This is a genomic window from Terracoccus sp. 273MFTsu3.1 (assembly GCF_000383675.1).
Classification (GTDB): domain Bacteria; phylum Actinomycetota; class Actinomycetes; order Actinomycetales; family Dermatophilaceae; genus Terrabacter.
In genome coordinates this window covers 16,568-30,843 of sequence record NZ_KB911832.1, presented here as the reverse complement: position 1 = coordinate 30,843, position 14,276 = coordinate 16,568, and the positions used below count along the sequence as shown (strand labels likewise).

At 70.5% G+C, this 14,276-nt stretch carries 13 protein-coding genes; 7 read left to right on the top strand and 6 right to left on the bottom strand.

What is annotated here, in order from left to right; genetic code table 11:
- The first annotated feature begins 8 nt into the window (after positions 1-8).
- The 3 genes from pknB (at position 9) to H283_RS0122760 (ending at position 4,246) form a co-directional block, all read left to right on the top strand.
- On the top strand, positions 9-1,709 hold the full coding sequence (pknB, locus tag H283_RS26215) for a Stk1 family PASTA domain-containing Ser/Thr kinase (RefSeq protein WP_020145840.1): 1,701 nt from the start codon (positions 9-11) through the stop codon (positions 1,707-1,709).
- Positions 1,710-1,783: 74 nt separating this feature from the next.
- A complete protein-coding gene (locus H283_RS0122765; protein WP_020145839.1) occupies positions 1,784-3,478 on the top strand; it encodes a DUF885 domain-containing protein in 1,695 nt (564 codons plus the stop codon).
- 90 nt (positions 3,479-3,568) lie between these two features.
- Complete coding sequence (locus H283_RS0122760) at positions 3,569-4,246, top strand: nucleoside triphosphate pyrophosphatase (RefSeq protein WP_020145838.1); 678 nt, start codon at positions 3,569-3,571, stop codon at positions 4,244-4,246.
- Here H283_RS0122760 and H283_RS0122755 read toward each other — a convergent pair.
- Genes H283_RS0122755 through H283_RS0122745 form a run of 3 tightly spaced genes read right to left on the bottom strand, consistent with a single transcriptional unit; the run spans position 4,237 to position 8,268 of the window.
- Positions 4,237-5,544 (bottom strand): hypothetical protein, encoded by a 1,308-nt coding sequence (locus H283_RS0122755; protein ID WP_231372351.1) that lies wholly within the window; start codon positions 5,542-5,544, stop codon positions 4,237-4,239. The two genes, H283_RS0122760 and H283_RS0122755, sit on opposite strands and share 10 nt — an antisense overlap.
- On the bottom strand, positions 5,498-7,093 hold the full coding sequence (locus tag H283_RS0122750; protein WP_020145836.1) for an acyl-CoA carboxylase subunit beta: 1,596 nt from the start codon (positions 7,091-7,093) through the stop codon (positions 5,498-5,500). The genes H283_RS0122755 and H283_RS0122750 overlap by 47 nt, the downstream gene beginning before the upstream one ends.
- Positions 7,090-8,268, bottom strand: a complete 1,179-nt coding sequence (locus H283_RS0122745; RefSeq protein ID WP_020145835.1) for an acyl-CoA dehydrogenase family protein — start codon at positions 8,266-8,268, stop codon at positions 7,090-7,092. Before H283_RS0122745 ends, H283_RS0122750 begins: the two co-directional genes overlap by 4 nt.
- Positions 8,269-8,352: 84 nt before the next feature.
- Between H283_RS0122745 and H283_RS0122740 the strand changes: the two genes are divergently transcribed.
- The 4 genes from H283_RS0122740 (at position 8,353) to H283_RS0122725 (ending at position 11,300) form a co-directional block, all read left to right on the top strand.
- The gene (locus tag H283_RS0122740) at positions 8,353-8,775 is read left to right on the top strand and encodes a MerR family DNA-binding transcriptional regulator (RefSeq protein WP_020145834.1); all 423 of its coding nucleotides are present in this window, start codon (positions 8,353-8,355) and stop codon (positions 8,773-8,775) included.
- A 31-nt stretch (positions 8,776-8,806) separates the two neighbouring features.
- Complete coding sequence (locus H283_RS0122735) at positions 8,807-9,685, top strand: sulfurtransferase (protein ID WP_020145833.1); 879 nt, start codon at positions 8,807-8,809, stop codon at positions 9,683-9,685.
- Positions 9,686-9,710: 25 nt separating this feature from the next.
- Positions 9,711-10,166 (top strand): SufE family protein, encoded by a 456-nt coding sequence (locus H283_RS0122730; RefSeq protein ID WP_020145832.1) that lies wholly within the window; start codon positions 9,711-9,713, stop codon positions 10,164-10,166.
- 453 nt (positions 10,167-10,619) lie between these two features.
- Positions 10,620-11,300 (top strand): helix-turn-helix domain-containing protein, encoded by a 681-nt coding sequence (locus tag H283_RS0122725; RefSeq protein WP_020145831.1) that lies wholly within the window; start codon positions 10,620-10,622, stop codon positions 11,298-11,300.
- 6 nt (positions 11,301-11,306) lie between these two features.
- Here the strand turns inward: H283_RS0122725 and H283_RS0122720 are convergent, their stop codons facing one another.
- The 3 genes from H283_RS0122720 to H283_RS0122710 form a co-directional block, all read right to left on the bottom strand.
- Complete coding sequence (locus H283_RS0122720) at positions 11,307-12,740, bottom strand: APC family permease (protein ID WP_043650628.1); 1,434 nt, start codon at positions 12,738-12,740, stop codon at positions 11,307-11,309.
- 116 nt (positions 12,741-12,856) lie between these two features.
- Positions 12,857-13,732, bottom strand: a complete 876-nt coding sequence (kynA, locus tag H283_RS0122715; RefSeq protein ID WP_020145829.1) for a tryptophan 2,3-dioxygenase — start codon at positions 13,730-13,732, stop codon at positions 12,857-12,859.
- A gap of 22 nt (positions 13,733-13,754) precedes the next feature.
- On the bottom strand, positions 13,755-14,267 hold the full coding sequence (locus H283_RS0122710; RefSeq protein ID WP_020145828.1) for a DUF3806 domain-containing protein: 513 nt from the start codon (positions 14,265-14,267) through the stop codon (positions 13,755-13,757).
- Between the last annotated feature and the right edge of the window lie 9 nt (positions 14,268-14,276).

Here is a 14,276-nt window from a genome sequence, read left to right as displayed (position 1 = left end):
CGTTGCCCATGTCTGTCGAGTCGAGCCCCACCGTCCGGATCGCCGAGCGCTACTCCCTGCGTGAGCGCATCGCCGTCGGCGGCATGGGTGAGGTGCACCTCGCGACCGACGACCGCCTGGGCCGGCTCGTCGCCGTCAAGGTGCTCGCCGCCGGGTTCGCCGACTCCCCCGACTTCGTCGAGCGCTTCCGCCGTGAGGCCCTGACGGCAGCCGCCCTCTCCCACCCGAACATCGCCCAGGTCTACGACTACGGCGTCGACGGCGACTCTCACTTCATCGTCATGGAGTATGCCGAGGGCCAGGACCTCGCCCACGTGATCCGGGAGCACGGCCGGCTCACCCCCGGCGACGCGGTCCGCGTCGCCGAGCAGGTGTGCGCAGCGCTCGGCGCCGCCCACCGCGCCGGTGTCGTCCACCGTGACGTCAAGCCCGGCAACGTCATCATCCGACCCGACGGCACGGTCAAGGTGACCGACTTCGGCATCGCCCGGGCCCTCGGGCAGGCGTCCCTCACCGACACCGGCACCGTGATGGGGACAGCGGCGTACGTCGCCCCCGAGCAGGCCCGGGGCGAGGCGACGACACCTTCGTCCGACCTCTACTCGCTCGGCATCCTGCTCTTCCAGATGTTGACCGGCTCCGTGCCCTTCGACGGCGACACCCCGGTCGCGATCGCGATGCGCCACCTCGACGAGCCCGTCCCGCTGCCCAGTTCGCGCGTCGCCGACCTCCCGGCGAACCTCGACGAGGTCGTCGTCCGCGCCACGGCCAAGTCGCCCGCCGACCGCTACGCCGATGCCGATGCCATGGCGGCCGCGCTGATCGGTCACGAGATGCGCGCCGACGCGGCCACCCGCGCCCTGCCGGCCGGCGAGGCCACCTCGGTGCTCGACCTAGCCTCGGACAGCACGGCAGCCAGCACCGCGATGATGCCGACGGTCGGGATGCCGTCGAGCGGCGAGCGCACCGTCGTCACCCCGGTGCCCGCTGCTCCCGACGCTCCCGTCGCGGCGGCGGCGCCCACCGCCCCGACGACCCCGGCCCCTGCCGTCACGCGGCGCTCGAGCGCGGCGAGCCGCCGCCGCTCCGGCCCGAGCCCGCTCGTCTGGGTGCTCCTCGTCGCCGTCGTGGCGCTCGTCGGCATCCTCGGCTACGTCCTGCTGTCGGGTTCGGACGCGCCGGCGACCACCGCACCAGGCACGCGCCCGTCGGCGACGTCCGAGAAGCCGACGCCCGCGCCGTCCACGACCGCCCCGCCGTCCGACGGCAGCACCGTCCCCGGCGGCCTCGTCGGCCAGCAGCGCGACGCGGCGGTGAACGAGCTGATCGGGCTGGGTGTCAACGTGCGCTGGGTGCTCGTGCGCTCGACGCAGCCGGACGGGGCGGTCATGGGCAGCTACCCCGCCGAGGGCCAGCCCATGACGAAGGGGCAGACCGTCGCCCTCGTCGTCAGCCGCGGACACGCCCCGGACCGGGTCAACTCCTCCTTCGTCGTGCCCGACGGTCTCGTCGGCACGAGCGCCAAGGACGCGGAGAAGTCCCTCGGCGGCGAGGACGTCCGCGTCACGCGGGTCACCGTCCCGTCCGACGGCGACAGCGGTCAGGTCCTCGCGACCTGGCCGTCGGCAGGCACCCGGACCGCGGACGGGATCGTCGTGCTCGTCGTCTCGGGCGATGCCAAGGGTGGCTCGTCCGACGGCGACGGCTGAGCCACGGCCCTGCTCACGAGCCGGGCGCCCACAATGCACTGGCACGGGACCGCGGGCTGGATTACGTTCGCCGGGTGACCGCCAACACCCAGACCGCGCGACCCCAGACCGACGTCGACCGCATCGCGGAGACCTACTTCGACGCGTCCGTCGCCCTCAGTCCCATCAACGCGACCTTCCTCGGCGTCCCCGGAGCCGAGGAGGAGCTCGACGACCTCTCCCCCGCCGGCAACGCCGCCGCCTCCGAGCTGCGCCGGGCCACGCTCGCCCAGCTCGCGGCCGCGAGCCCGACCGACGACGTCGACCGCGTCACCGTCGACGCCATGACCGAGCGCCTCAGGCTCTCGGAGGACCGGTATGCCGCCGGGCTCGACGAGATGTCCCTCAACGTCCTCGCGTCGCCGCTCCAGGCGGTCCGCGACGTCTTCGACCTCATGCCTCAGGACACCGAGGACCACTGGCGCACCTTCGCCGTGCGCCTCACGAAGATCCCGGCCGCGCTCGAGGGGTACAAGGAGTCGCTGCTCCTCGCGCGCGAGCGCGGACAGGTCTCTCCGCGCCGCCAGGTCGAGGCCTGCGCCGACCAGTCCCGCGACCTCGTGGCCGACGACGGCTACTTCGCCAAGGTCGTGGCCGACGCGACCGTGGGTGACGCGCCGCTCGCGGGCGAGGTCAGGGACCAGCTCGCCGAGGGCGCGAAGGTGGCCGCGGCGGCATACGGCGACATCGCCGACTGGCTGGAGCGGGAGCTGCTGCCGCACGCGCCGGAGGCGGATGCCTGCGGCATCGAGCGCTACCGGCTCGAGTCGCGCTACTTCCTCGGTGCCGCGGTCGACCTCGAGGAGACCTACCGCTGGGGCCAGCAGGAGGTCGCGAGCCTGCACGCCCAGATGACCGAGATCGCCGAGGGCCTCGAGGCCGGCGCCAGCGTCCAGCGCGGTGTCGAGATCCTCGACGCCGACGACCGCTACGCCCTGCACGGCACCGACGCGCTCAAGGCCTGGATGCAGGAGCGCGCCGACGAGGTCATCGCCGACCTTTTGGACGTCCACTTCGACATCCCCGAGCCGGTCCAGCGCATCGAGTGCATGATCGCCCCGACGCAGACCGGGGGCATCTACTACACCGGCCCGTCCGACGACTTCAGCCGGCCCGGCCGCATGTGGTGGTCGGTGCCCAAGGGCAACACGGAGTTCCGGACGTGGAACGAGCTGACGACCGTCTACCACGAGGGCGTCCCGGGCCACCACCTCCAGGTCGCACAGACGGTCTACCGCTCCGAGCTGCTCAACAAGTGGCGTCGACTCGAGGCGTGGACCTCCGGGCACGGTGAGGGCTGGGCTCTCTACGCCGAGCGGCTCATGGCCGAGCTCGGCTACATGGACGACCCGGGCAACCGAATGGGCTGGCTTGCGGGACAGTCACTTCGGGCCGCGCGCGTCGTCATCGACATCGGCGTGCACTGCGGGTTCGACGCCCCCGAGGAGGTCGGTGGCGGCGCGTGGGACTACGACAAGGCGTGGACCTACCTGACCCGCTACGGATTCATGGACGAGAAGGTCCTGCGCTTCGAGCTCAACCGCTACCTCGGCTGGCCGGGCCAGGCGCCCAGCTACAAGATCGGCGAGCGCCTCTGGCTGCAGCTGCGCGACGAGGTCAAGCAGCGCGAGGGGGACGCGTTCGACCTCAAGGCCTTCCACCGTCGCGCACTCGACATCGGCGGCGTCGGTCTCGACACCCTCCGCGGCGCGGTGCTGCAGGAGATCTGAGCGGGCCACGGACGACCTGACGGCGCCGCCTCCCCGGGGGGCGGCGCCGTCGGCGTCCCGGGCACCGAGCGCGCCGCCTACCATGGCGTCATGCCGCCGAGTCCCCTCCCCGACGTGCCCGCTGTCCAGCTGGTCCTCGCCTCCGCGTCGCCGGCTCGCCGCTCGACGCTCCGCTCCGCGGGCATCGAGCCGCTCGTCGTCGTGAGCGAGGTCGACGAGGACCTGACGGTCGCCGAGGCGACCGATCGCTACGGCCCGCTCGAGCCGGCCGACATCGCGCTGCTGCTGGCCCGCGCCAAGGCCGAGGACGTCGCGGCCCGCGTCGACGCCGGTGTGGTCGTGCTCGGCTGCGACTCGGTGCTCGAGCTCGACGGCGAGGTCCACGGCAAGCCGGGTGACGCCGCGGAGGCCGTGGCCCGGTGGCGCCGGATGCGGGGCCGTTCAGGGGTGCTGCACACGGGTCACTGGCTCGTCGACGAGCGCGGCAGCGGCGGCCCCACGCTGGGGGCGACGGCGTCCACGACGGTCCACTTCGCGAAGCTCTCCGAGGAGGAGATCGAGACCTACGTCGCGACGGGCGAGCCGCTCACCGTGGCCGGGGCCTTCACCATCGACGGGCTCGGCGGCGCGTTCGTCACGGCCGTCGAGGGCGACCACCACAACGTCGTCGGCCTGTCCCTGCCGCTGCTGCGCGACCTGCTGGCCGACGCCGGCATCGAGTGGTTTGACGTCGTCGGCGGGGTCGACAGGGCCGACGGTCAGGGGTAGAGGTCGTCGGTGAGGTTCTCGATGACGAGGTAGTGCTCGGTCCACCACCACATCTGGGCCGCGCCGATGACGACGATGAGCCCGAGCAGCCAGTAGCGGTAGCGCCGCCACCAGCGCAGCTTGAGGAACCACGCGATGATGAGCGTCATCGGGAACGCGAGCAGGGCGTAGCGCACGCGGCTCGGCGTCGTGCTCGTCACGAGGATGATGTATGCCGGGTAGGCGCCGGCCCAGCCCCAGATCTCCGGACCCCAGCGCCACGAGTTCTTCGTCAGCATGAACCACGTGAACGCCGCGATGCCCAGCACGCCCGCGACCTGCCCGACGACGCCCCAGTAGTCGTAGAGCAGGTTCCACCACAGGTAGAGCTTGATCTTCGTCTCGATGTTCCAGGCGAGCATCGTGTCGTTGTACGCGTTGGGCGTGTCGGTCGCGATCGTGACGATCGTCGGCCACAGGAAGGTCAGGGCCCCGGCGTAGGCCGCGAGCGCCGCCAACCCGACGCGCAGCCGCACGGGGTGCTCGCCCTCGTCACCCTGCCGCCAGCGGACGACCGCGTGGGCGATGATGACCGGCACCATCGCGATGACGACGTTGCGGCTCAGGGACAGGACGAGGAGCGCCAGAGCCACCCACCCGTACTGCCGCTTGCGGAGCAGCCACAGGACGGTGACGACGCCCAGCAGGGCCGTCGACTCGGTGTAGGAGGCGGAGAAGGCCGGCGACGCGATGAAGAAGCACGTGGCGACGACGGCGACAATCGCCTCCCAGCGACCGACCGCCTGGTCGACGAGCTTGAAGAGCACGTGCATCGCGGCGAAGCCGATGACGATCGAGAGCGTCGGCGCGACGACGGCGAAGGGCAGGCCGGTGACCTTCATGATGAGGCCGGCCGTCATCGGGAACACCGGGAAGAAGGCCCACGGGTTCATGTCGATGCCGCCCCAGCCGACCCGGGGCAGCACCGCGGGATAGCCCTGTTCCGCGATGACGCGGTACCACTGGCCGTCCCAGCCCGTCATGACCGCGGCGTAGCCGGGGTCCGCGGGCGAGGGGTAGAAGATCCGGATGTTGGCCGTGCCGATGGGCAGCGGGATCTGGTAGCGCGAGAGGTAGGTCGCGGCGACCCAGACGAAGAGACGCGAGACGGCGAAGACCGCGAACGGGAACCAGACCGGGAAGCGGCGCCAGAACGGCTGCGTCCGCTCGAGGTCCCGGTCGGGGTGCTCGAGCCGGTGACCGAGGCGCGGCTCAGACCGGCGGGACGGCGCGTCGGCGCTCGCTGAAGTGACGGTCACGCCGGGAAGCATAAGCCAGTCGGCGCACCAGGTCCGAGCGCAGCTCATCCGCCTCGATGATGGAGTCGAGGACCAGATCGGCCGCAAGACGCTCGATGTCGACGTCCTCCTCGTACTCCCGGCGACGGTCTGCCACGAATCGTGCCTGTTCGTCCGCGTCGGCGATCTCGGCGATCTTGTTGGCGTAGACGGCGTTGACGGCAGCCTCCGGCCCCATCACCGCGATCCGAGCCGTCGGTAGCGCGATCGTCGCGTCGGGTCCGAAGCCCGGTCCACCCATGGCGTAGAGCCCTGCACCGTAGGCCTTGCGGACGACGACGCAGAACTGCGGCACGGTCGCGGACGAGACGGCGCTGACCATCTTGGCGCCGTGGCGGATGATGCCGCCGCGCTCGACCTCGGAGCCGATCATGAAGCCGGGCACGTCGGCGAGGTAGACGAGCGGGATGTTGAAGGCGTCGCACAGCCAGATGAAACGCGCGGCCTTGTCGGCGCTGTCGGTGAAGAGCACGCCGCCCTTGACCATCGAGTTGTTGGCGACGATGCCGACGGTCTGGCCCTCGAGACGGCCGAAGCCGATGACGAGCTCGCCGGCCCACAGGGGCTTGAGCTCGAAGAAGGAGTCGTCGTCGACGAGTCCGTCGATGACCTCGTGGACGTCGAACGGCACCGACTCCCGCTCGGGCACGGTCGCGCGGGTCAGCGGCGTCGCGGGCTCCTCGGCGGCATACGTGGGCGGGTGGTCGCGCCAGCTGCCGGGGACGTAGGAGAAGTAGAGCTTGGCCAGCTCGATGGCCTCGGCGTCGTCGTGGGCGAGCAGATCACCGACACCGGAGACCGTGCAGTGCATCCGGGCGCCGCCCATCTCCTCGAGGGAGACCTTCTCGCCGACGACCATCTCGGCCATGCGCGGGCTGCCGAGGTACATCGACGCATTGCCCTCGACCATGATGATGAGGTCGCAGAAGCTGGGGATGTAGGCGCCGCCTGCAGCACTCGGACCGAAGAGGCAGCAGATCTGCGGCACCTTGCCCGAGAGCGCCACCTGGTTGTGGAAGATCCGCCCGGCGCCGCGGCGGCCGGGGAACATCTCGACCTGGTCGGTGATCCGGGCGCCCGCCGAGTCGACGAACCAGAAGACCGGGAGCTCCTCGCGGAGGGCCATCTCGGTGGCGCGGACGATCTTCTCGACGGTCCGTGCGCCCCACGATCCGGCCTTGACGGTCGGGTCGTTGGCGATGACGATCGCCGGTCGTCCGTCGACGGTGCCGCGTCCCGTCACCACGCCGTCGGCCGGGAGCCCCGGCGCCAGCGCGTTGGCGTAGCGCCCGTCCTCGACGAACGAGCCCTCGTCGAAGAGCAGGGCGATGCGGTCGCGGACGTAGATCTTGCCCTGCGCATCGAGCTTGGCCTGGGCCTTCTCCGGCGCGCTCGCGGACGCCGTGTGGGCGGCCTCAAGACGCGCCCGGACGTCGGCGACGCGGGGGTCGCCGTGCGGGTCGGGGCTCGGCGAGGTGCCGGTTGTGGTGCTCGCGGCCGTCTCGGTCATGCCGGCAGCCCCATCCCCCGGGCGATGAGCATGCGCTGGACCTCGGACGTGCCCTCGCCGATCTCGAGGATCTTGGCGTCGCGGTAGAAGCGGGCCACGGGGTACTCCTCCATGAAGCCGTTGCCGCCGAAGACCTGGGTCGCGATCCGGGTGGCCGTGACAGCGGCCTCGGTCGAGTAGAGCTTGGCGATGGCGGCGGCCTGCTTGACCTCCTTGACGGAGCGCTTGCCGGCGTGGAGCTCGTCCTTGAGCCAGGCCGCCTTGTAGGTGAGCAGCCGGGCGCCCTCGACCATGACCGCGAGATCGGCGAGCTGGAACGAGACGCCCTGGTTGACACCGATCGGGCGACCGAACGCGACACGGGTCTTCGCGTAGTCGGTGGCGAGCTCGAGACAGGCCTGTGCGCAGCCGACGGCGAGTGCCGAGATAGCGATGCGGCCGTCGTCGAGGGTGTTGAGGAACTGCTTGAAGCCCTCCCCCTCCTCGCCGAGGAGGTGGTCGGCGGGGACGTGGCAGTTCTCGAAGGTGAGGCCGTGGGTGTCGGAGACGCGCCACCCGAGCTTGTGGTACGCCGGCTCGACGACGAAGCCCCGAGTGCCGCTGGGCACCATGATCGCCGAGATCTGCGGAGACCCGTCCTCGTTCGTGCCGGTGCGCGCGGTCACCGTGACGACGGACGTGATGTCGGTGCCGGAGTTCGTGATGAAGGCCTTGGCGCCGTTGACGACCCACTCGTCACCGTCGCGGACGGCTCGCGTACGGGTCGCACCGGCGTCGGAGCCGGCCTCGGGCTCGGTGAGGCCGAAGCCGGCGAGGGCACGGCCGGCAACGAGGTCGGGCAGGAAGCGCTGCTTCTGCTCCTCGGTGCCGTAGGTGAGGATCGGGTTGATGCCGAGCCCCACGCCCGCCGACAGCGTGATGCCGATCGACTGGTCGACACGACCGAGCTCCTCGATGGCGACGCAGAGGCTCGTGAAGTCACCGGACTCCCCCGCGCCGCCGTACTCCTCCGGCACGACGAGGCCGAACAGCCCGAGGTCACCCATCTTCGGCACGAGGTCGGTCGGGAAGTGCGCGGCAGCGTCCCACTTGGCGATGTGAGGCGCGACCTCCTTCTCGGCGAAGTCGCGGACGACCATCCGGAAGTCCTCGTGGTCCTGGCTGAGCTCGAACATCGCTGTTCTCCTGAAGGGTGGCGGCCATCACGCGCTCGTGACGCATGCTTGACGTTGACGTAAACGTAAAGCACTATCGACCCCATGACAAGTGACACCTCGACCGCGCGCCGGTCCTCGCGGACCGGGGAGACGTGGACCATCGCCCAGGTGGCCGAGGCGTTCGACGTCACCCACCGGACGGTGCGCCACTACGAGGACCTCGGGCTGATCTCCCCCGAGCGTCGTGGCACGCAGCGCGTCTACCACCGCCGCGACCGCACGCGCCTCGGCCTCATCCTGCGCGGCAAGCGGCTCGGTTTCCCGCTCGAGGAGATCCGCACGATCATCGACCTCTTCGACGCCCCGCGCGGTCGTCGGACCCAGCTCGAGTACGTCCTGGACCAGATCGACGAGCGCCGCACCGACCTCGAGCAGCGGCTACGTGACGTGCAGGACGCCATCGCCGAGCTCGGCGAGTTCGAGCGCCGCTGCCGCGACGACCTCGGGCGCCTCGACCACGTGTGAGCGACCGGACCCCGCGTGACACGATGGGGACATGAGCGCTGAAGACACGAAGATCTCCGCCTACGCCCACCCCGAGCGGCTCGTCACGACCGACTGGCTCGCGGAGCAGGTCTCGGCCGGCGGCATCGGCGGCCCGGACGGCATCGTGCTCCTCGAGTCCGACGAGGACGTGCTGCTCTACGAGACCGGCCACATCCCCGGAGCGCTCAAGATCGACTGGCACGTCGACCTCAACGACCCCGTGACGCGCGACTACGTCGACGGTGCCCGGTTCGCCGAGGTGATGGGTCAGCGCGGCATCAGCCGCGACACGACCGTCGTCATCTACGGCGACAAGAGCAACTGGTGGGCGGCCTACGCGCTCTGGGTCTTCAGCCTCTTCGGCCACGAGGACGTCCGACTGCTCGACGGTGGGCGCGCGAAGTGGGTCGCCGAGGGCCGCGAGCTGACTCGAGAGGTGACGTCCCCGACAACCGTGGACTATCCCGTCGCCGAGCGTGACGACGCGCCTATCCGCGCCTTCAAGGACGACGTGCTCGCGCACCTCGGCAAGCCGCTCGTCGACGTCCGCTCCCCCGGCGAGTACTCCGGCGAGCTGCTCCACATGCCCGACTACCCCCAGGAGGGGGCGATGCGCGGCGGACACATCCCCGGCGCGAAGTCGGTTCCGTGGGCGCGCGCCGCCGCCGAGGACGGCTCGTTCAAGTCGCGCGAGGACCTCGAGGCGATCTACCTCGAGGAGCAGGGCCTGACCCCGTCCGACGACGTCGTCGCGTACTGCCGCATCGGCGAGCGCTCGTCCCACACGTGGTTCGTCCTGACGCACCTGCTCGGCTTCGAGGCGGTGCGCAACTACGACGGCTCGTGGACCGAGTGGGGCAACGCCGTGCGCGTGCCCATCGAGAAGTGACCCGGACGCGAGACAGGAGCCTCTCGTGAGCGACACCCCGCTACCGACCTCCCTGGCCGAGATCGCCGAGGACTTCCGCTCGGCGAGCAACGACCTCAAGCTGCAGCTGCTGCTCGAGTTCAGCGACGAGCTGCCGGGCCTGCCCGAGCGGTATGCCGGTCACCTCGACCAGCTCGAGCGGGTCGACGAGTGCCAGTCGCCGCTCTTCCTCACCGTCGAGGTCGCCGACGGCGCCTCCCTCGAGGACCGGCCCGTCAGCCTCTTCTTCGACGCTCCCGCCGAGGCACCGACGACCCGCGGCTTCGCCGGGATCCTGCACGAGGGGCTCGACGGCCTCTCGGCCGCCGAGGTGCTGGCCGTCCCCGACGACGCTCCGATGCGCTTCGGTCTCGCCGAGGCGGTGTCACCGCTGCGGATGCGCGGCATGGTGGCCATGCTCGGCCGCATCAAGCGCCAGGTCCGCGCCAAGACCGCCGACTGAGCACCTGAACCCGCCGTTCGCCACGTCACTGCCCCACCTGCCGGAGCACTGACGTAGCGAGCGGACACCGCGCCCACGGGAGCCCACCCCGACGCCTACGTCACTGCCCCACCCAGCGGAGCACTGACGTAGCGAGCGGACACCGCGACCCCCGGGAGCCCACCCCAACGCCTAGGTCACTGCCCCACCCACCGGAGCACTGACGTAGCGAGCGGACACCGGTCCCTCGGGAGCCCACCCCAATGCCTACGTCACTGCCCCACCCAGCGGAGCACTGACGCAGCGAGCGGACACCGCCCCCTGGCAGCCCACTCCGCCGCCTACGTCACTGCTCCGCGGGACGGGGCAGTGACGCATGGGTCGGTCCACACCCCCTCGCCTGAGGTTGCCCCCTGTGGACAGGCGATGGGGCGGACCTGAGGCGTGTCGGTACGCACCCGCAGGATCGCTGCCATGAAAGACGGTTCCGCGGGTGACCACACACGAGACGAGGTCGCGCGCTACGTCGTGCGGGTCCGACGGCTGGCTGACCTCAGCCAGCGCGACCTGGCCGCGCTCGTGGGCGTCTCCGCGAGCACGATCGGTCGCTACGAGACCAACGTCGCGGTGCCGCCCTTTCGGCTCTTCGAGGAGATCCTGACCATGGCCGGGCTCCGTCTCGCCGTCGTCGACGGCGACGGGAACGAGGTCTTCCCCGTGCCGGTCGACACCGTCCGCGACAACCAGGGGCGACGGTTCCCGGCCCACCTCGACGTCGCCCCACCCGACGAGGTGCCGTTCGAACGCTGGGCGTTCCCGCGCTACGACCGGCCCGAAGCCCGGGGCTGGTTCCGGCATCGAGCCGCTCGTGACGAGCTGGCCGAGGCCGCACCGCGCCGTGGACGCCCGGCAGACCACCCGACCGAGCCGGCGCTCGCGCTCCGGCGTCGCCTGATGCGAGGACGGCAGCCCCGCGTCGACGCCCCACCCGTCGCCGACGTCGAGTGCGACTGCCTGGACGCCTGCTTCGAGGAGCTGTGCACCAGTGAGTGCCCCTGCCAGTGCGAGCCGCGCAGCCTCAGGGTCCGCAGACGGCTCGCGCTCCCCGTCGATATGGACGAGGAGCGCGAGGGCACGGATGACCGGGCGGGTTGAGCCGTTCTAGTTGACGGGCCCGTCACCGCCGAGGTCGTCAGGGTCGCGGAAGTACGTCTTCTTCGCCCGAAGTCCGCGGTTGGCGATCCAGGTCAGAGCCCAGAGCACGACGCCGAGCGCGAGCAGCCCACCGCCGATCGTGTAGTGCTCCGAAGGCCTCCCTGAGAACGGAAGCACGAGGAAGAAGCAGCAGATCGCCCCGATGACGGGCAGCACCGAGGGCGTGACGAAGTGGTCACCCGGCTTCGGGTCACGACGCAGCACGAGGACGACGATGTTGACGATCGTGAAGACCCCGAGGAGGAGCAGCGATGTCGTGCCACCGAGGGCCGAGACCGCGTCCTCGCTCGCGCCGGAGACGTAGGTGATGAGCCCGAAGGCCAGGAGCGTCGTGAAGACGATGGCGGCCCACGGCGTCTGGCGGTGCGCGTGCACCCTGCCGAGGAAGTGCGGCAGCACCTCCTGTCGGCTCATCCCGTAGAGCAGCCTCGAGGCCATGAGCATGTTGATGAGGGCCGAGTTCGCCACGGCGAACATCGAGATGAAGGGCAGCAGGTCCTTGATCGGGACACCCGGAGCCGCCCGTTCGACGACCGTCACGAGAGGCGTGTCGCTGGCCGCGAGGTCGCCCACGGGCACGATCGCCACCGCGCAGAGTGAGACGAGGACGTAGATGACCCCGGTGATCCCGATGCCCGTGATCATCATCTTCGGGAAGATGCGGACGGGGTCCTTCGTCTCCTCGGCCATGTTGACCGAGTCCTCGAAGCCGACCATCGCGAAGAACGCCAGCGACGTCGCCGCCGTCACGGCGAAGAAGGTCGACTTGTCGCTCGGCGACTCGAAGATCATCGTCCGCGAGAAGTCACCCTTGCCGGCGAACACCGCGAAGAAGCCGACGAAGATGACGAGCAGCAGGCCCGACAGCTCGACGAGCGTCAGGACGATGTTGGCCTTGACGCTCTCGCCGACACCGCGGAGGTTCACGAGGGCCACGACGGCCATGAACCCCAGGGCTATGAGCATGATCAGCGTCGTGTTCTCGTCATCGAGGCCGAAGCCCTTGGCCAGGTTCGACGCGAAGGCGCGCGACGCCGTCGAGGCCGACGTGATGCCCGAGCACATGACCGTGAACGCCACGATGAAGGTCAGGAAGTGGATCCCGAACGCCTTGTGCGTGTAGAGCGCGGCACCCGCAGCCTGCGGGTACTTCGTCACGAGCTCGAGGTACGAGAACGCCGTGACCATCGCGATGGCGAACGCGACGATGAACGGCGCCCACGCTGCTCCTCCCACCTCCGCGGCGACGTCCCCCGTCAGGGCGTAGACGCCCGTCCCGAGGATGTCACCGACGATGAAGAGCAGCAGCAAGCCGGGCCCCATGACCCGTTTGAGCTCACCGTCCTCGTGCGTGCCCTGTTCCGCTGCAACCTGAGCCATGTCGCCTCCCATGCGTCTGGTGTGGTCGCGCCACGAATGTCGCTGTGACACCACCGTGGCGCATGGGACCTACCCCAGCAACGCCAGCCGCGATCGCGGGCCGCCGGACGGGTGCGTCAGCCCCCGATCCGGGTGCGCACCTCGTAGAGCTCGGGGAAGAAGGTGAGGTCGAGAGCGCGCCGGAGGAAGTCGACGCCCGTCGAGCCCCCGGTGCCGGTCTTCTGCCCGATCGTGCGCTGCACGACCTGCAGGTGCCGGAAGCGCCACTGCTGGAAGTTGTCCTCGAGGTCGACCAGCTCTTCGCACGTCTCGTAGACGCCCCAGTGCTCGTTCGGCTGGGCGTAGACGGCCGCGAAGACGTCGACGAGCCCCTCGTCATGGCGGTAGGGCTGGGTCCAGTCACGGTCGAGCAGGCCTGCCGGGACGGCATACCCCCGTCGTGCAAGGTAGGCGAGGAACTCGTCGTAGAGGCTCGGCTCGTGCAGCAGCGCGTCGAGCGCCGAGCGCGCGCCCTCGTCGTGCGAGAAGACCGCCACCATGTCGGCGTTCTTGTTGCCGAGGAGGAACTCGACCTCGCGGTACTGCGCCGACTGGAAGCCCGAGCTGGCGGCGAGGAAGGGCCGGATCTCGGCGTACTCGCTCGGTGTCAGGGTCGCGAGCACCGACCACTGGTCCGTCAGCGTGTGCTGGATGTGCTTGACCCGGGCGAGCCTCTTGAGCGCCGGCGCCAGCTCGTCGTCCTTGAGCAGGCTTCTGGCAGAACGGAGCTCGTGGATCAGGAGCTTGAGCCACAGCTCCGACGTCTGGTGCTGGATGATGAAGAGCAGCTCGTCGTGCTGGGGCGGCTCGCTCAGCGGCTGCTGCGCGCTGAGCAGGGTGTCGAGCCGGAGGTAGTCGCCATAGGACATCTTGCGCGTGAAGTCGCGCTGGATCCCCTCCTCCAGGTCGCGCTTGCTGCGTCGGTCGGGCCCTCCCTGGGCGGCACTGTCCATGTCGGCGATCCTAGGGGCCGCCTCAGCGAGAGCGCGGGCGGATGCTGACGAGGTGGGACACGACGCCGGGGACCCAGCCGGTCTCGCCGCGCATCCACCGGGCTCCGACGAGGTTGTGTGGCACGACGACGGTGTCGGCACGGGCCGCCACGAGGCCGAGGTCGGTGCCGAAGACGTCCGTGACGACGGCCCACTCGCGCGCGCTGTGGCGTGCGAGGTGCTCGCCGATGGCGACGGCATACGTCTCGACGACGACCTCAGGCCCCTCCCCCGAACCGCCCTCGTCGGCCCAGCGCCGGTAGGCCACGTCGTAGTGGGCGCCGATCGACGCGAGGTCGTCGACGTCCACCCCGTCCGCGGCGGCGTGCTCGAGCGCCGAGGCCAGCCGGGCACGCTCCTCGTCGCCGAGCGGCACGGCGACCGGCCGTCCGGTGAAGTCGGGGCCGAGCCCGTCGTCCGGGTCCTCGCCCGTGGCGGACTCCGCGACCACGGCCTCGTCGGTGTCGTCCTTGCCCTTGCGCGAGAACAGTCCCATGCCCGCCAA